This window comes from Streptomyces sp. NPDC002742, from assembly GCF_042888885.1.
Taxonomy (GTDB): domain Bacteria; phylum Actinomycetota; class Actinomycetes; order Streptomycetales; family Streptomycetaceae; genus Streptomyces.
In genome coordinates this window covers 301,377-318,236 of sequence record NZ_JBIAQF010000005.1, presented here as the reverse complement: position 1 = coordinate 318,236, position 16,860 = coordinate 301,377, and the positions used below count along the sequence as shown (strand labels likewise).

Genomic DNA, 16,860 nt, shown 5'->3' with positions numbered 1-16,860 from the left:
CTGTGACGATGACGGTCCACCACGTCCTGCGCGCCGTCGAGAACCTGCGCGGCGTCGCCGTGTACACCCCCCTGGTCAGTTCGGCGACCGTCAACGAGCGGCTTGGCCGCACGGTGTGGGTGAAGGCGGAAAACCAGCAGATGACGGGGAGTTTCAAGATACGCGGTGCGTACAGCGCCCTGGTCATGATGGGTTCCGGCCAGCGGAGCCGGGGGGTCATCTGTGCGTCCTCCGGCAACCACGCCCTGGCCATTGCCCAGGCCGCTCACATGTTTGAGGTCCCGGCCATCGTGGTCGTCCCGGAGGACATTCCTGCCGTGAAGCGGCAGACAATCGAAGCCCTCGGGGCCCGCATCATCACCTACGACCGCCGCACCGGTCGCCGCGACGCCCTGGTCCACACCTTCGCCCACCGGCATGGCATGACCATCGTGCCCTCCGCGGATGACCCATGGGTCATCGCCGGAGCCGGGACGGTCGCCTGGGAAATGATTCAGGAAGTGCCCGACCTGGCGGCGATCCTCGTGCCTGTGGGCGGGGGCGGACTCGCGGCGGGTTCCGCGCTCGCCGCGACCGGCCACACGCAGCTTCGGGTGTTTGGAGTTGAACCGGCCGTCGCCGACGACACCCGCCGCTCTTTCCGAGTCGGGGAGCGCATCTCCATTCCGTCGCCGGTCACCATCGCCGACGGGCTGGGGCACGCCCAGCCCGCCGCCCTCCCCTTCGACATCAACAGGCGTCTCCTCGCCGACGTCGTTACCGTTTCCGAGGAGGCGATTTCGGAGGCGATGGCGTATCTGTGGCGCCACTACAGGCTTGCCGCCGAACCCTCCGGGGCGGTGGCCCTCGCTGGACTTCTCCACGCCTGCGACCGACTCCCCGACGGTCCGGTGGGCGTGGTCCTGTCCGGTGGGAACGTCGACTGGAGCGTCTACCGCCAACTGCTGGACACCGCCATGCCCCGAATGGAGAACCATGCCCCCGCTGTGCTGCACTGACCACCCCGAACCAGGTGTCATCCACGCCCCGGTACCGGTCGTCACCCAGTACGCAACCGCCGATTTGATCGACGCGATCGCCTACGGCGGTCACGATCCGAGAAACGACCCGAACTGGGAGGCCACCGGGGCGCCTTCCCAGTCGGTCTACGCCCGCTGGTGCCGGCACATGTGTGGGATCGCCTGCCTGGAAATGGTGCTCCTGCACCGCGACGGACATGCCCCCAGCCCATTCGAGCTGCTGGCAGGTGCACGCCACTACGGGGCCTACGTCCGGCAGGACAATCACATCAAGGGGCTGATCTACAAGCCGTTCGTCGACTACGCGCGCGACACGCACGGTCTGGACGGCGAGGTACACCCCAGTTTTGACATGCCCGGTCTGGTCGAACAACTCGATGCTGGAAGGCTGGTGATCGCCTCGGTGTCCAAGGAGATCCGCCGCCCCGACCAGGCCCCCGAGCGGCGCGGCGGCCACCTGGTCCTGCTCATCGGTCGCAGCCAGGGCCTGATCGTCTTCCGCAACCCGAGCGGGCACACCCCGCAGGCCCGCGCCGCGGTGATGGACATGGGGGAGTTCGAGCCGTTCTTCGGAGGCCGGGGTATCTCTCTCGATCTACGCCGCACCGTACGACCCAAGCTTGCCCAGGCCGCGGCCGCGCGCCCGGTAGCGTCCCGACCCACCACCTGATCACGGAGAGTCCCCATGCATCCCCTGTCCTTGGCCGCGATCGCCGAGGTTGTCGGCGGACGCCTCGCGGATGTCCTCGACCCGCAGGCCCTCGTCACCGAACCCGCGGTCTTCGACTCCCGCGAAGCGAAACCGGGATCGCTGTTCATCGCGCTCGCCGGCGAGCATGCCGACGGCCACACCTTCGCGGAGGCCGCCGTCAACAAGGGCGCCACCGCGGCCCTGGCCCTGCGCCCGGTCGGGGTCCCCGCAATCGTCGTCGACGATGTCCTCGGCGCGTTCGGTCGCCTTGGCCGCTTCCTCGTCCATAACACCCTCGACCCAGCATCCCGGATCGTGGCGATCACTGGCTCAGCCGGGAAGACGAGCACGAAAGACTTCATCGCTCAAGTCCTGCCCGGCAACGTGGTCGCCACTCCGCAGTCGTTCAACAACGAGATCGGTCTCCCGCTGACCATCACCATGGCCGACGCCTCCACCGACTACCTCGTGTTGGAGATGGGCGCCCGCCGCATCGGGCATATCCGTGACCTCACTCGGATCGCGCAGCCCGACATCAGCGTCGTCACCAACGTCGGAACCGCCCACGTGGGGGAGTTCGGCGGCCGCGAGAACATCGCCCAGGCCAAGGGCGAGATCGTCGAAGCCCTCCCGCCGGGCGGGGCCGCCGTCCTCAATGCTGACGACGCCCTCGTCCTCGGCATGGCGCACCGCACCCGCGGGCGCGTTGTGACGTACGGCCTGGGCGAGCAGGCCACTGTGCGCGCTGCCGATGTCGTCCTCGACACGCACGGGCAGCCCTCCTACATGCTGCACACGCCCGAGGGCAGCGCCCGAGTCCACCTGCAGCTCGTCGGCGAAGTACAGGTCCACAACAGCCTGGCCGCGGCCGCTGTCGGCCGTGAAGCGGGACTCGACGTCGCTCAGATCGCGGAGCTCCTGTCCGCGGCGACGCCCCAGTCGCGCTGGCGGATGGAGACCGCCACCCGGGCCGACGGCGTCACCATCATCAACGACGCCTACAACGCCAACCCGCACTCGATGCGCTCCTCCCTCGACGCGCTCGCCGCCATGACTGGTGGCCGCGACCAGCGTTCGATCGCCGTCCTGGGCCGTATGAACGAGCTCGGCGACGACGCGCGCACCGCGCATGAGGACATCGGACGGCACGCTGCCGCCCTGGGCCTGGACCAGCTCATCGTGGTGGGAGGAGACGAGGCCGGATGGATCCAGCAGGCCGCCAGCAGCGCCGGGGCCCAGGCCGTTCACCTGCCCGACCAGGACACCGCCCTCGAACTGCTGCGCTCCATCCTCCGGTCCGGCGACGTCGTCCTGGTCAAGGCGAGCCGTGGTGTCCAGCTGCAGCAGCTCGCCGACGCGCTGCTGCAACCGGACACTGCAACGGGTGCTTAGACCGTCGCGGCGACCATTTCGGCCAACGCGGCCCGCAGCACCCGGCCCGACTCGACCAGGTCGCCACTGCCCATGAGCACCACCAGATCGCCCGGCCGCGCCTCGCTCGCGGCGCACACCACCGCGTCTGCCCGCTTCGTCTCGACGAACCGGGCAACGCCCCCGACCCGCTCGATGAAGCCGGCCAGAACCCTCAGCGCGCCCTCGTGCACTCGGGCGTTGCCCGTCAGCACCACTTGGTCGCATCCCGCCAGCGCCGTTCCGAACTCAGCGCCGAACGCGTCGAGACGGGACTGGTCCGAGGGCTGGAACACCGTGATCACCCGCTGGCCGGGATCGTCGAGAAGGGTGCACGCGGCCGCGAGGTCTGCGCGCACCTCGTCGGGGTGATGGGCGTAGGAGTCGAAGACCCGCACCCCGGCCACCTCCCCGGCCGGGGTCATCCGCCGCCGCACGCCATCGAAGTACCGCAGCTGCTCGACCGCGAGATCGCAGTCCTGCCCGAGCGTGTGCAGGGCGGCGATCGTTGCGGCGGCGTTCAGCAGCTGGTGAACGCCCGGAACGCGCAGCGCCATGTCGAACTCCAGGCCGCCCGGCCCGTGCAGGACCGCCGTGCTGCGCCCGCCCGCACTGGCCAGGTCCGTCAGCCGCCAGTCCGCAGACGACGAGAGACCGAAGGTCACCAGCCTGGGGCCGTCCCCCGCCATCACCAGGCGGGATACGAGCTCGCGGCAGCCGGGCGAGTCGGCACTGATTACCAGCGTGCCGCCCGGCCGCATCCCGAGGCGCACGCACTCCTCGTACGCGTCGACGTGATCGAGTTCCGAGGCGTAATTCTCCGGGTGATCGTGCGTGATGTTCGTGATCACGGCCACCTGCAGACTCACGCCTATGTGGGTGCGGTCCGACTCGTCGACCTCCGCGACGAACAAGGGCCCCTCCCCCGCGTGGCCGCCGCTGGCCGGACCGTCGAGGTCGGCGCCCACCACGTGCGACGGACTCTGACCCATGCGCCTCAGAGCGAATGCCGCCATACCTGCCGTGGAGGACTTGCCGTGCGTTCCCAGCACACCGACCGCCGTGCGGTCGGCCATCAGTGCATTCAGCACCGCGGAGCGGTGTACCACCGGGATGCCCCGCCGCTGCGCCTCCCCGATCTCCGGATTCTCCTCACCCACGGCATGGGTGAACACGACCGCGGTCGCGTCCGCCGGCACGTGCCCGGCGGCATGCCCAGCGTGCACCCGCACACCCAGCCGGGTCAGCTCCTCCAGTCCTTCCGACGACCTGACATCGCTGCCAGACACGGTGAATCCGCGCTCGGCACACACCTGCGCCACGGGCAGCATGCCCGTGCCGCCGATGCCGACCCAGTGCGCCCGGCGCAGGTCGACCGGATCTCCAGCCGACACGCTCGGTGTGATCTTGGGGACTGCGGTCTCCGCCATGAAACAGCCTCCTCGGGTGCGGCTCGCGCCGCATCAACTAGCAGTCAGCGTCGCCCTGTTGGGCGACACGCAGCCACCGTCCCGCCCAGCACCGAAGACCGTCTACGACCTGCGGTGTTGCGAATGCGTTCGCAACACCGCCACACACCGCTTGCTCCCTCTGGCCCTCGGGTCGGTGCCGCATGAAGCCGCCGAACTACCCACTCGCGCTTGCCCTGGCAACGGCAGGCTGGACCAACAGCGAGACGGCCCGACGCATTAACGCCCGCGCCGAACATGAAGGACACCGCAGTGTCGCCGTCGACCGATCCCGCGTCGGCCGATGGATATACCGTGGCGAGAAACCTCGCCCTCCCGTCCCCGGCCTCCTCGCTGCACTCCTGACCGAACACCTGGGTCAGCCCTACTCTCCCGAGTCGCTCGGTATCGCCCCAATCCGCCGCGTGAGTGTTCCTTTGGATCAAGCCGAGCACCGGGCCCTCACAGCAAACGCCGCAGCCGCGAACATGCCAGTTGAGGACTACGCGTGCTCACTGCTCCGTTCTGCCTTGGCCGCGCAGAAAGACACTCGATGACGCTTCCGAACCCTTGCTGACCGTGGTCGACTGCAGGCGCTCTCTCAGCCGTAATCCGTGTGTCACGATCGTCCGCGACCTCCTCACGTTCGCCAGCACAGTCGAAGCCATCGGCGAATCCGGGGGTACGCCCGTCAGGTCCCGGAAACGGTCCCAACAGGAAACGGCCCAGGGGTCGGCCCGCCGCATCGGGATTCCACACCGAACCCGTCATAACGGGAGCTGTCCGCGACCCTCTCTACGCTCGAACGTATGAGCACTCCGCCGCCCTCCGAAGGGCTTACGCTTGCGCCCGTCGCCACCATCGTCGAGACCCGCATCCTTGTGGACACGGTCGAGATCTTCCGCCCGGGACCGCAAATCCTGAACCCGGACACCGGCGTTTACGAGCCCGGCCCGGACATAGTCCTTTACCAGGGGTCCGGGGCGGTCTTCTCCCAAGGCGGGCCCGGCCTGGTCCTGTCCCTGGAAGGGCAGGCGTACGCCGACGACACCCGCAACCGCTACCGGCTACTGACCCCGCTGGGCGCGCCGCTCGGCTCACGGGACGACCATGTACGGGTCACCGTCGCCACCCAGGACCCTGGCTTACTCAACCGGACGTGGCGGGTCCTAGACATCTCCGACGCGAACTCCCTCGCGGTCGTCCGTACGACGTGGCTGGACGAGTCCACGCAGACGACGGGAGCGTGAGCAGTGGTGGATATTGCGCAGGCCCGCTATGACCTTGAGGCGCTGCTGACTGACACGGTGCGGATCTCCCGCACGGCCGGTCAGCCCGCCCTCGATCCGGTGACGGGGGAGCCCGGCGAGACCCCGACGAGTGTCGTGTACGAGGGGACGGGCGCGGTGCTTTCCTCGCACGGGCAGATCGTGGTTGCCCAAATCCTCGGCTTCGACTGGCTGTCGGAGGGCGCGGCCTGGTACCGGCTAGTGACTCCGACGTCGGCGCCGGTGGCCATGCCCGGCGACCTGGTGGAGGTCATCACTGAGGGGGCGGACGGCCGGACGGGCCGCACCTGGCTGGCCGAGGACGCCACCGAGGCCTCTACGGTGGAGATCTGCCGCACCACCCGGCTCACGGAGCGGATCACCTTCGCACCGTCCGCGATCTGAGGGGGCTGTCCGCGCCGGTCCGTAGGCTGATCTGTATGGATGATCAGCTGCGTCAGGTACGGATCACCGCCGACCAGGCCGCCGGAACGGTGGCTCTCGACGGCCGCGATATCTCCTCCAAGGTCAACGGCTACCAGCTTCGCCAGTACGCCGGGGAGCCGGCGGAGTTGTTGCTGTCCCTGTCACCGCTCGTCAAGGACGAGTTCGACGGACTGGCCCGTGTCGTCGTCGGTGTGCTCCCTGACCCGGGCCCGGCCGCCGCAGGGTTCCTTTCGGCGATCGATGCGGGCGAGCTTGAGCGGCATGCGCTGTCCCGGCACGACCTGATGGACGGCGGACCCAACGAGCTGACCCGGGCCATGCTGCGTCTCCTGCAGGAGTGGGCGTCGGGCAAGTGGCAGCCGGAGGTGACCGATGCCGTCCCCCAGTAGCCCGCACTTCGGCGCGCGTCCCGGCGCGGGCGCCTACAGCAACGCGGCTGAGGTGGCCGCAGCCCTGCAGGGGCGTGCCGAAAGGGTGCTGCCGGAGGCGGTGTCGGTGGTGCGGCACTACGCGATGCTGCTGGAGACCCAGATCAAAGCGAACGCGAGCGGTCGGCCGGGTCCGAATGTGATCACGGGTGACTACCGGCGGTCGTGGACGCACGAGGTGCACGTGAGCGGCGACGTGGTGACTGGGGTTGTTGGCACCAACAAGCCGCAGGCGCGCCGCCTGGAGTATGGATTCATTGGGCCGGACAGTCTGGGCCGCATCTACGACCAGCCGCCTTACCCTCACGTCGGCCCGGCCGTGGAGACGGTTCGCCCCCTGTTCGTTGAAGCCCTGGGCCAGATCGCCGACGGGCAGTGAGGAGGATCAGCAGATGAGCGTGTCGGGGCGGCAGGTGGCGCTCGCCGTGCAGACGATGCTGCAGACGGCTACTGGCCGCTCGTGCGGGTATGGGACTGCTCCCACTTCGACGTCGCAGCCGACGGGGAACACCATCCCGTACAGCGTGCTGTACGAGCTGGGGCAGACCTCCGGCATCGGCCCGTCACTCGGGGACTCCGATGCCGATGCCCGAGTGCTGCTGCAGGTGTCATCGGTTGGCACAACCGCCGAGCAGGCGTCACTGCAGGCAGACAAGGTGCGCCAGGCGTTCCTGGCGCGGGTGCCCGGCAGCGGACTGTTCCTTAACCCGATCAGTGTCGTGGGTGCGACGGTGATCGGCCGGGAGCTGGACCGCGAGGACGGGACCAGTGTCGTCAGCTCCACCTACACTTACGTGCAGCGATTCGTCCTGACGGTCTCGACGCCGAACAGCTGATCGGATCGCACCTCACCGCGGAGGCCCTCTCGCGGACGTCCGGCCACACGGCACGGGCTGACCCCCTGGCTCGCATTTGCGACCTGTTGGGGACGGGCCTCCGTGCATCCGGGGCCGGGGTCCCCGGAGAGCGAGAATTCCCCTTGGGTACCACCCAGCAGCGGTTCATGCGCCGTGGCATCACGAAGATCTACTTCCTGAAGACGATCGCCGCCGCTACGAACGTGCCGATCCGCCCCGAGCTGACGGGCACCAACTCCACTGACCTGTCGGGTGCGATCGCCGACATCGCCGGATGGTCGCTGGCCAACTCCCCGATCGACACCCCGGACATGGGCTCGACCCTCACCACGAACATCCCGGGCGAGGACAAGGCCGACTCTTCCAGCCTCACCTTCTACGAGGACCAGGCGGCGGAGACCATCGAGACCCTTCTGTCGAAGGGCGCCGAGGGCTTCGTCGTCATCCTGCGCAAGGGCGACATCCCGGCGAGCAAGTCCATGGACGTCTTCCCGGTCCGCGTCGCGGGCCGCGCCCCCGCCTACTCGACGGGCTCGGACCCGGCGAAGTTCACCGCCACCTTCGCCATCTCCGGGACGCCGACACTCGACGCCGCCGTTCCGGCTTCCAACTGACCTGGGGGGATGCTGCATGACTACTGTCGTACCGTCGGCCGTCGCTGTCGCCAAGGACGCGCACTGGGCCGCGAAGATGGCCCGGCTGCGGGCCCGGAAGCTGCCCGAGCGCACTCTGTCGTTCTGCGACGACGAAGAGGCAAAGACGGCTGTCACTGATGCGGCCCTGGCGCTCGCGAAAGCTCGCGCCGCGGCGATCACCGAATGCGCTGAGCAGGGAATCCGCGAGGACCAGCGCGACGCGTGGGTGGCCTCCAACCCGCAAGTCCTCGCCGCTGACGGGGTCCTGGACCAGGCGCAGGAGGCACTGGCGGAAGCGACGCTGACTCTGACCTTCCGGGCACTGCCCCGGCCGGTGTGGGAGCAACTGCTGCGCGAGCACGCTCCGAGCGAGGCACAGGCCGACCAGGGCATGGAATACAACGTCGAGTCCTTCCCGGCCGCCGTCATCTCCGCCTGTCACATCGAGCGCGACGAGGCAGGCGAAGAGGTGGAGGGCATGAGCGTTGCCGACGCTCAGGAGCTGCTGGACACCTGGGCGGATGCAGAAGCGAAGGCACTGTTCACCGCAGCCCTGCTCATCAACCAGACACTGCGCGCGGACCTGGGAAAAGGCTGATCTCCGAACCGGGCTTCCGGGCGGAGATGGAACTGTGCCACACCTATGGAATGCCGCACAGTCAGTTCACGGGGGCCGGTGACGGGCGTTGGACGGCGCTGGACCGGGCGAAGGCGCTGGCGTGGCTCGTATACACGCGGGCGGTGTGCTCCGGGTGCGGCACCAGGGCGGGTGAATGGCGGCCGGAACTGGGTGGGGACCGGTTCGCCTATGTCGCCGATGCGAGCACGTGTCCGGGGTGTGAGCTGCTGGCGATGGAGCGGGAGCAGGTACCGGACGGTCCGGAAGGACGCGGGGTCAAGATCGGGCTCAAGCCCAGGCGGGAGCAGTAGGTGAGCGGCAGCGCCTACAACCTGTACGTCAACCTGCAGGCGCAGACGGGCGGGCTGACGGGCGGTCTGAGGCAGTCCGCGACGCAGCTGCGCCAGTTCGACGGGCAGCTGCAGCAGGTCAACCTGACGCTGATGGAGACCGGGTCGGCCACGCAGCGACTGGCCCGGCTGCAGGCGTCCGCGTCGGCTGACGCAGTCCTGGGCCAGGCGCGTGTCACCGCGGCCCTGGAACGCACCGCGGCCGCGCAAAAGGCTGCCGCCGCAGCCGCCGAACGATCCGGTCGCGTCCAAGCCTTGTCCGCGAACCTCGCCGCGAAGGCGGAGAGAGAGCGGGCCGCGGCGGTCGCGGCCGGCGAGCGAACGCTGCGCGCTCAAGCGGTCGCACAGACCATGGCGGCCCGCGCCCAGGCCGCAACCGGGCGGGGCGCGGTCGCTACACAGGCCACCGCGAACGCCGCGGCCGCGGCGGCGACACGGGCCGCGCAGGCGCAGAGCGTGCAGGAGGAACGGGCGGTCGCCGCGCAGTCCGCTGCCTCCCGCGCAGCCGGGGTATCGACGCGGGCGACGCAGGCCCGCCAGGCGGCAGATGCTCGGGCCGTGCAGACGCTGGCCGCCCGTAACGAGGCGGAGGCTGCCGCGTCGGCGCGCGCTGCGGCCAACGCTGCTGCCGTGCGCCAGGCGGAGGCCGCCGCGCTCGCGGAGACCCGCGCGGCCACGCAGGCCCGGGTCGGCGGCTACCTGCGCACCGGACTGGTGCTGTCGGCGGTCCTCGGCGCCGGGGTTGTGGGGGCCGTGGCGCTGGAGAAGCACATGGCGAACGTCATGACGATTTCCCAGCAGATCAACGCGACGACGGTCAGCGGGTTCACCGACAAGATCGTGGATCTGTCGAAGGACATGACGCAGTCCGCGAACCAGCTCGCCGAGGGCCTGTACCAGGTTGTCTCGACGGGTTTCGACGGCTCGGATGCGATGACGATCCTCGGGGTGGCCGCGAAGGGTGCCAGCGCGGGCCTGACGACAACGGAGATCTCTGCGCGGGCCCTGCTGGGTGTGCTGAAGGCGTACGGACTGACAGCCGGGGATGCCAGCGGCGTCATGGACGTGATGTTCCAGACCGTCAACAAGGGCGTCATCAGCTTCGAGGAGTTGGCGCTGCACCTGGGCGACATCGTGCCGATGGCTGCTGCTGCCGGCATCAGCTTCGAGGACCTGGCCTCCGCGTACGCCGCGGTGACCCTCGCGGGCGTTCCTGCGGCGGAGTCGGCGACCGGCCTGAACATGCTGATGACCAGGCTGATGCAGCCGACCCGAGAGCTGAGCGACTTGATGCGCAAGCTCGGCTACGAGTCGGCGGCCTCGGCGGTGCAGCAGGACGGCCTGTACGTCGTCGTGAACAAGGTGGCCAAGGCCACGCACGGCTCCGCTGAGGCGATCACCACCTTGTTCCACGATGTGCGGGCCTCCCGCGCGATGCTGGCCCTGGCCGCCAACGACGGCAAGAACTACGCCGACACCTACCAGGCCATCGCCAACGAGGTGGAGCGGGCCGGGGCTGCGCACAAGGCGTTCGAGATGCAGATCAACACCACCGCTGGCCAGTGGCAGATGTTCGTCAACCGCAGCAAGGCCCTGGGTATCGACCTCGGGCGGGCGCTGCTGCCGGTACTGCAGAGTGTTGGCAACGCCCTGTCGGTGTTCGCTGGCACGATTGCGGACGCGCCGGGCCCGCTGAAGTCGGTCGGCGCTGGCCTGTTGGTGATATCGGCGACCGGGGCGCTCGCCCTGGCCATGATCACGCGGATCACGGCGCAGTGGCAGACATTCCGGCTTGCTCAGGCTGAAGCCTCGGCGGGCGGCGCGGTCATGCCGGCGGTCCTCAAGGGCGCGGGCCTGGCGGTGTCGGGTCTGACGGCGCTGCTGGCGGTGGGAGTGCTCGCCTACTCGGCGTACTCCGCTTCCAAGGAACAGGCCAAGGCGGCAACCGACGACCTCGTGCAGGCTCTGCGCTCCGAGAGGGAGGAGGGGGATCAAGGAGCGGGTCTGCGGGCCCTGACCGAGTCGCTGACCAACTCCGACGATGCCACAAAGCTCAAGAAGGCTGGCATCGACATGGCTTCCGCCTTGGACGCCATCACCTCTGGCGGCCGGAAGCTTGCAGATCTGAAGAAGGAGATCTGGCGGAACGCTTCCTTCTCCACGGTGGACGTGTCGGGTCAGGTGAGCACGACCCTGACCTCCGAGGGGCGAGGCGCGATGGACGCCCTCGACAAGCAGCACCGCATCTGGTCCGGCGCGGTGAAGAAGGAGGCCGAACTCGCTGCCGCGATGGAGATCGTCAACGCCAAGGTGCAGCAGGCGAAGGTCGGCGCGGCGAAGGCATGGACGCTCGATGCTCTGGTGCCCACTGGCAAGGATGGGCTGCCGCAATACACCGATGAGATGAAGGCGATGGCGCAGGCCCTCGGCTCCATCGTCGACCCGGCGAAGGCATGGCAGGCGGCGCAGGACAAGGTGGCCAAGTCCAACAAGAACGCCACCGCGACCCTGCAGGACTATCTGAGAGAGCTGCGCAGCCAGTTGAAGGCGCAGCGCAGTTTCCAGGGCAACCTCAGCAAGCTGGCCGTGGCCGGGTACGGCGACCTCACCGACCACTTCGCCAAACTCGGCGTGTCGTCGGCGCCGATCCTCGACGAGCTCGTGAAGCAGCTCGGCAAGGGCAAGACGAAGGTCGCCGACGAGCTGGAATCGATCATCACCGAGTCGGCGTCCCGCGCGCAGCCCGCGTTCCAGGCAGGACTGGCGCAGCTGCCTGCGATCGCAGCCCGCTACGGCAAGAAGATCGCCAAGCAGTTCGCCGACGCCGCCGAGACCAACGACGCCCGCAAGTTTGGGCGAGTCATGCAGGCGATGGCCGTCTCCGACATGAGCCGCGCCGTGAAAGCGGGCAGCACGGCCGCCCGGACGCAGCTGCGGCGCGGCATGAGCCTGCTGGCACAGGTGGCCGCTGAAAAGGGCGCGGACGCTGCGACCGCACTGCAACAAGCCCTGCTGTCCGGGGACGTGACCACCGCTATGGACCAGATCCGAGCGATCTGGGGGGCGGACCCGCCGATCAGCGAGAAGGACCTGCAGAGCGTTGTGTCCGCGTTCCACACGGCGGGCGGCAAAGCCAAGGGCGAGTGGTCGGCGATGCTGGATCTGATCCAGCAGGTCGCCAAGACGAAAGGCACTGCAGCCGCCTCAGCCCTGACCTCCGCTCTGCTGTCCGGGGACATGGCAGCCGTCCAGGCGCAGTTGGATGCGATCGGCGCGAGCGTGCGGGAGATCCCCGGCACCAAGAACATCTCCGTCAGCGTGGACCCGCCCGCGCCGGTGTCAGTGACCGTGATCCCGCGTATTGGGGCCGGGCCCCTCGCGAACAAGCCGATTCCACAGGCCGATGGCTCCATGCTGTCGTTCTACGCTGGCGGCGGCTTGCGAGAACGGCATGTGGCGCAGGTCGCCCCGCGGGGAGCGTGGCGGGTGTGGGCCGAGCCGGAGACCGGCGGGGAGGCGTACATCCCCCTGGCCACGTCCAAGCGGGCCCGCTCCAAGCAGATCCTCGACCAGGTGGCCCACCGGTTTGGGGCGACCGTCCAGTACCACTCCGACGGCGGCCTCTCGAACTGGTCGTACACACCGGCGGGCGGCATGGACGGCGTGATCTCCCTGTCGTCGATCGCGTCGGACTCGATGAACAAGAACGGCACCGCCCTCGACCTGGGCAAGTTCTCCAAGAACCTGCACAAGTCGGTGGTGGAGGCGCAGCGGTGGCGTAAGGACCTGTCAACGGTTGCCCGCCGCGCCGGCCAGGACGTCGCCGATGCGCTGGAGGCGATGGGCTCCGAGGGCATCAGCCTGACGCACAAGATGGCTACCGGCAGCTCGAAGTACCTCAAGAGCATGTCGGCCGAGTTGAAGAAGCTAGCCGAGGCAGCGAAAGCCTCCCTGTCTGACTACACCAGCCAGCTCGGCGGGGCGACGAAGCAGACGTCCGAGTTCCAGAAGAACCTGGCCAAGCTGGCGGCCGAGGGCTATGGGGACCTGGCGGCCAGGCTGGCTGCGCAGGGCGACCAGGCCGCGCAGGACCTTGCGGCGCAGGCAGTCAAGAGCAAGAAGGGCGCTGCGAAGGCCGACAAGGCGTCGAAGGCCGCGTCGGCGACGCTGTCTGACGAGGACCTGGCCGACCTGCTGACGATCATCGCCGCGGTCAAGACGAACAAGACGGGCATCCACCAGGTCGCCGACGCCACCAAGCTCGGCGAGGACCGCATCATCGAGGTCGCCAACGCGGGCAAGTCCCAGCTGCAGAAAGCCCTCGGTTCTCGGGCTGGCCGACTGCTTGCCGACCTGGGGCGGGCCAACAAGGGACTCTCGTACGCGTCGGGTGGCGTGCTGACGCCAGGCCTGTACGCGACGAGCAACGGCCTGGTGCGGTTCGCCGAGCCCTCCACTGGCGGCGAGGCGTACATCCCGCTCGGGCAGAACAGGCGGCAGCCGGCGACGCAGGTACTCGAGGACGTCGCCCACCGCTTCGGCTACACGCTGACCGCTCAGGGGGTGACCGGGCCCACGCGTGTGGACGCCCATCCGTCCGGCGGGGTGCAGGTCGTGGTGGTGAAGGAGACGAGCAGGCCACTCATCGGACACATGCCGGTGACGGTCACCGCCGGTACGGACGGCCGCGGGGCGGCGCAGGAGATGGGCGCGGAGGTGATGCGCCGTCTTCGGGCCGCGCAGCGGGGAGGCAAGCTGTGACGGCTCTCGGCGACTACCAGCTCGATGTCGGCGGCCTGGTGATCGGGACGGGCACGCTGCTGCCCGCCGGGGAGGTCACTGGCCTGGGTGCTCCCGACCGGCGCACATCCGACGTCGACAACCCCAGCGACGACGGCGGGTTCCCGGGCGTGGACCTGTTCGGCTCGCGCACCGTGTCCATCGAGGCCGGTATCCGCACTCCTGACGATCCGGGCGCGGCCCTCGATCTCCTTGCCCAACTGCAGCAGGTCACCGGAGCCGACAGCATCCGCAAGACGGCGGGGTCGCTGGCCGTACTGCGGGCCAAGTGGCCTGGCCGGGACGTGAAACGCCTGTACGGCAGGTGGCGGCGTGTGGAGGCCGTGTCGATGTCACAGGCCCTGTATGGGTGGATACCGCTCACGCTGGAGTTCGCGGCGACCGATCCGCGCTGGCATGCCGACGCCGCGCAGGGCCTGGTGCTGCCGCTGGACATCTCGAACGACTCGCAGGGGTTCACGGCCCCCGTGGAGGCCCCGATCACCACCGGGGTTTCTGACCCGTCGGAGCGGCCCGGCTGGGTGACCAACGGTGGCGACGTGGCCGCCTGGCCGCAAGTGCGCATCGACGGGCCGGTCACCAATCCGAAGGTGTGGGTGGTGGAGACCGGCCGCTACCTGCAGTTGCAGACGAGTCTCGCCGCGGGGGAGTGGATCGACATCGACACCCGGCCGGGAACCCGCTGGGTGCTGCGCAACGGGTCCGGCAACGCGGCGCCGGCGCTGACCTCGGGGTCCCGCCTGGACCTGTTCCTGATCCCACCGAAGACGAGCGAGATCCGGTGGACCGCCACCGACTACACGAACACCTGCCGCATGACCCTGTCGTGGCGCGACGCCTACACCGCCCTGTGAGGACACCGAGATGACGCTGATTCAGCCCCCGATGATGATCAACGGCGGCAAGCATCCCGCCCGCACCATGCGCATGATGATCCGCGACCTGTCGCGCGGGTCGCAGGGCGTGACCGAGTACAACGACCTGAAAGTCGCGCAGCAGACGACCCCGGGCGCCGGGGTCCAGGTCGGCGACGGCTCCGGGGTGGTGCGCGGCGCCTCCTGGGGGCAGGGCTCCTACACCCAGTACAACGTGGGAACAGCGCCCGTGAACATCGCCCCGACCGGAGCGCAGGGCCGCACCGACATGGTGGTGCTGCGGGTCCTGGACCCCGAGTACGAGGGCAGCCTGGACCCGACCAAGGACGACATCGGCTTCTTCTATGTCGTCTCCAACGTGTCGTCCACGGCGACGCAGCCGCCGGCGGGGATGACCGCGATCCCGCTCGCACGGATCGCCCTTCCCCCGAACTGCGCCACCGTCACCAACGCGATGGTCACCGACCTGCGGACGATCGCCAACCCCCGCCGAACCAGGAAGCTGCAGACCGCCTTCCCCGGTGCGACGCTGAACCGGCTCGTGTACCAGGACAACCAGTGGCACACCTGGCCGACGGCGGCCCGCTGGACCATCGACGTGCCGCCGTGGGCCGTCACCGCGAAGATCGTGACCACCATCGCCGGACTGCGTCTGGACAGCGCAGACGTCTTCGCTCACATGCACCAGGTGTTCGGGGCCACGCAGGGGCAAGACACGGTCATCGACGACGACCAGGGCGCCAATACCCGCCGCAACACCGTCGTGCTCGCCGACAGCCTCACCATCCCCGCGGCGATGCGCGGCACTACCCAGGTCCTGTCGCTGCAGACCTTCATGTCCAAGGCCGAGACCGGGAATCTTGGTGTGGACGGCGGCACCTCCCTCATCACGGACGTGGAGTTCGAAGAGGGCGTGATCTGACGGTGCACTCCTACCGCTACCTGACCTGCGATGCGGTCAGCGGGAGCGTCCTGGCGTGGGATCTGCCGCTGAGCGATGTCACCTACGGTCCGGAACTGAACGGGCCCGGTGGGCTGCAGGCCACGCTGGAGCCGCATCTGGCGCATGTCCTGGGCAGCATGGTCGACCCCGGCAACACGCTGATCTTCGCCGAACGGGACTCCAAGCTGATGTGGGGCGGCCTGATCTGGCGGGCCGAGCCGGAGGGTGGCAAGTATCCGATCGAGGCTGCCGGGTTCGGCTCCTACCTGGCCAAGCGCCATGACCTGCACGGCAACCTCGACGGTCGCGGCCCCTACACGTACGGCGATCCGTGCAAGGTGATCAGGGACGTCTGGGCCTACTGCCAGGAGCAGCCGGACGGCAGCCTGGGTGTGGTCGTCGACTCCGTCACCTCGAAGGCGACGATCGGCACCCCGGAGGAGCCGTACGCGTCCACCTGGTGGGAGTCCCGCGCGTTGGCCGACATCGTCGCCGACGCCATTGCTGTGTTCGGTGGCCCAGAGTGGACCGAGCAGGTTGCGTGGGTGGGTGGACAGCCCGAGCGGCGCGTCCGTCTCGGCTGGCCCCGCCTGGGCACCCGCCGCACGGACGTGTCGTTCACCAGCGGTGTGAACATCGCCGACCTGATACCGGTCACCTACGACGGCGACGCGTACGCGCAAGTCGTCGTCGCTCTCGGATCGGGGGAGGGCCAGGCCAGGCGCCGCGCCACCGATGCCGTACGGGACGGTCGGCTGCGCCTAGAGGACGTACTCGATCTGCCCACCGTCAAAGGACAGGACCAGCTCGCGGCGAAGGCCCGCGCGGGACGGATCGCCCGTCAGAACCGCGGCTCGATCGAACAAGTCGACATCATCGACCACCCCGCCGCCCGCTTCGGCTCGTTCCAGGTCGGCGACGACGTGTGGACGCAGGTCCACGACGAGTGGACCGACTACGACGGTTGGGCGCGGGTGACCGGATGGACGCTCACGCCGGCGCAGGGGGACCAGCAGGAGCGGATGACCGTGGGTCTCGCGCCCGCCGACTCCTTCATCTACGGAGGCTGA

16 protein-coding genes are annotated in these 16,860 nt (G+C 69.0%); 15 read left to right on the top strand and 1 reads right to left on the bottom strand.

The window, feature by feature from the left end; genetic code table 11:
- Positions 1-59: 59 nt before the first annotated feature.
- Genes ACFYW8_RS10865 through murF form a run of 3 tightly spaced genes read left to right on the top strand, consistent with a single transcriptional unit; the run spans position 60 to position 3,102 of the window.
- A complete protein-coding gene (locus ACFYW8_RS10865; RefSeq protein ID WP_389070581.1) occupies positions 60-998 on the top strand; it encodes a threonine/serine dehydratase in 939 nt (312 codons plus the stop codon).
- Entirely contained in the window at positions 976-1,689 is a 714-nt protein-coding gene (locus ACFYW8_RS10860) for a C39 family peptidase (RefSeq protein WP_389070577.1), read from the top strand. Before ACFYW8_RS10865 ends, ACFYW8_RS10860 begins: the two co-directional genes overlap by 23 nt.
- Positions 1,690-1,704: 15 nt before the next feature.
- A complete protein-coding gene (gene murF, locus ACFYW8_RS10855) occupies positions 1,705-3,102 on the top strand; it encodes a UDP-N-acetylmuramoyl-tripeptide--D-alanyl-D-alanine ligase (protein ID WP_389070572.1) in 1,398 nt (465 codons plus the stop codon).
- Here murF and murC read toward each other — a convergent pair.
- Complete coding sequence (gene murC / locus ACFYW8_RS10850) at positions 3,099-4,550, bottom strand: UDP-N-acetylmuramate--L-alanine ligase (RefSeq protein WP_389070567.1); 1,452 nt, start codon at positions 4,548-4,550, stop codon at positions 3,099-3,101. The two genes, murF and murC, sit on opposite strands and share 4 nt — an antisense overlap.
- Positions 4,551-5,377: 827 nt before the next feature.
- Between murC and ACFYW8_RS10845 the strand changes: the two genes are divergently transcribed.
- From ACFYW8_RS10845 to ACFYW8_RS10790, 12 genes are all read left to right on the top strand, one after another.
- A complete protein-coding gene (locus ACFYW8_RS10845; protein ID WP_389070562.1) occupies positions 5,378-5,818 on the top strand; it encodes a DUF6093 family protein in 441 nt (146 codons plus the stop codon).
- 6 nt (positions 5,819-5,824) lie between these two features.
- Complete coding sequence (locus ACFYW8_RS10840) at positions 5,825-6,241, top strand: DUF6093 family protein (protein WP_389070558.1); 417 nt, start codon at positions 5,825-5,827, stop codon at positions 6,239-6,241.
- Between the two features lie 35 nt (positions 6,242-6,276).
- Complete coding sequence (locus ACFYW8_RS10835) at positions 6,277-6,672, top strand: hypothetical protein (RefSeq protein WP_389070555.1); 396 nt, start codon at positions 6,277-6,279, stop codon at positions 6,670-6,672.
- A complete protein-coding gene (locus ACFYW8_RS10830) occupies positions 6,656-7,090 on the top strand; it encodes an HK97 gp10 family phage protein (protein WP_389070551.1) in 435 nt (144 codons plus the stop codon). The genes ACFYW8_RS10835 and ACFYW8_RS10830 overlap by 17 nt, the downstream gene beginning before the upstream one ends.
- 13 nt (positions 7,091-7,103) lie before the next feature.
- Positions 7,104-7,547 (top strand): hypothetical protein, encoded by a 444-nt coding sequence (locus ACFYW8_RS10825; RefSeq protein WP_389070547.1) that lies wholly within the window; start codon positions 7,104-7,106, stop codon positions 7,545-7,547.
- Positions 7,548-7,690: 143 nt separating this feature from the next.
- Positions 7,691-8,182, top strand: a complete 492-nt coding sequence (locus ACFYW8_RS10820; RefSeq protein WP_389070544.1) for a hypothetical protein — start codon at positions 7,691-7,693, stop codon at positions 8,180-8,182.
- A gap of 16 nt (positions 8,183-8,198) precedes the next feature.
- Entirely contained in the window at positions 8,199-8,801 is a 603-nt protein-coding gene (locus ACFYW8_RS10815; protein ID WP_389070539.1) for a hypothetical protein, read from the top strand.
- A gap of 50 nt (positions 8,802-8,851) precedes the next feature.
- A complete protein-coding gene (locus ACFYW8_RS10810; protein ID WP_389070535.1) occupies positions 8,852-9,133 on the top strand; it encodes a hypothetical protein in 282 nt (93 codons plus the stop codon).
- A complete protein-coding gene (locus ACFYW8_RS10805; RefSeq protein WP_389070531.1) occupies positions 9,134-13,933 on the top strand; it encodes a phage tail tape measure protein in 4,800 nt (1,599 codons plus the stop codon).
- The gene (locus ACFYW8_RS10800) at positions 13,930-14,826 is read left to right on the top strand and encodes a phage distal tail protein (protein ID WP_389070528.1); all 897 of its coding nucleotides are present in this window, start codon (positions 13,930-13,932) and stop codon (positions 14,824-14,826) included. The genes ACFYW8_RS10805 and ACFYW8_RS10800 overlap by 4 nt, the downstream gene beginning before the upstream one ends.
- Before the next feature lie 10 nt (positions 14,827-14,836).
- Positions 14,837-15,769 carry a hypothetical protein gene (locus ACFYW8_RS10795; protein WP_389070525.1) on the top strand — a complete coding sequence of 311 codons (933 nt, stop codon included), beginning with the start codon at positions 14,837-14,839 and terminating at the stop codon, positions 15,767-15,769.
- Positions 15,770-15,771: 2 nt separating this feature from the next.
- Positions 15,772-16,860: a hypothetical protein gene (locus ACFYW8_RS10790; protein WP_389070521.1), complete on the top strand. Its 1,089-nt coding sequence runs from the start codon at positions 15,772-15,774 to the stop codon at positions 16,858-16,860.

Coding starts and splice junctions, on each gene's coding strand:
- ACFYW8_RS10810 (WP_389070535.1), top strand. CDS start 8,852: ATGCCGCACAGTCAGTTCACGGGGGCCGGTGACGGGCGTTGGACGGCG.
- ACFYW8_RS10815 (WP_389070539.1), top strand. CDS start 8,199: ATGACTACTGTCGTACCGTCGGCCGTCGCTGTCGCCAAGGACGCGCAC.
- ACFYW8_RS10845 (WP_389070562.1), top strand. CDS start 5,378: ATGAGCACTCCGCCGCCCTCCGAAGGGCTTACGCTTGCGCCCGTCGCC.
- ACFYW8_RS10860 (WP_389070577.1), top strand. CDS start 976: ATGCCCCCGCTGTGCTGCACTGACCACCCCGAACCAGGTGTCATCCAC.
- murF (WP_389070572.1), top strand. CDS start 1,705: ATGCATCCCCTGTCCTTGGCCGCGATCGCCGAGGTTGTCGGCGGACGC.
- ACFYW8_RS10830 (WP_389070551.1), top strand. CDS start 6,656: ATGCCGTCCCCCAGTAGCCCGCACTTCGGCGCGCGTCCCGGCGCGGGC.
- murC (WP_389070567.1), bottom strand. CDS start 4,550: ATGGCGGAGACCGCAGTCCCCAAGATCACACCGAGCGTGTCGGCTGGA.
- ACFYW8_RS10825 (WP_389070547.1), top strand. CDS start 7,104: ATGAGCGTGTCGGGGCGGCAGGTGGCGCTCGCCGTGCAGACGATGCTG.
- ACFYW8_RS10795 (WP_389070525.1), top strand. CDS start 14,837: ATGACGCTGATTCAGCCCCCGATGATGATCAACGGCGGCAAGCATCCC.
- ACFYW8_RS10835 (WP_389070555.1), top strand. CDS start 6,277: ATGGATGATCAGCTGCGTCAGGTACGGATCACCGCCGACCAGGCCGCC.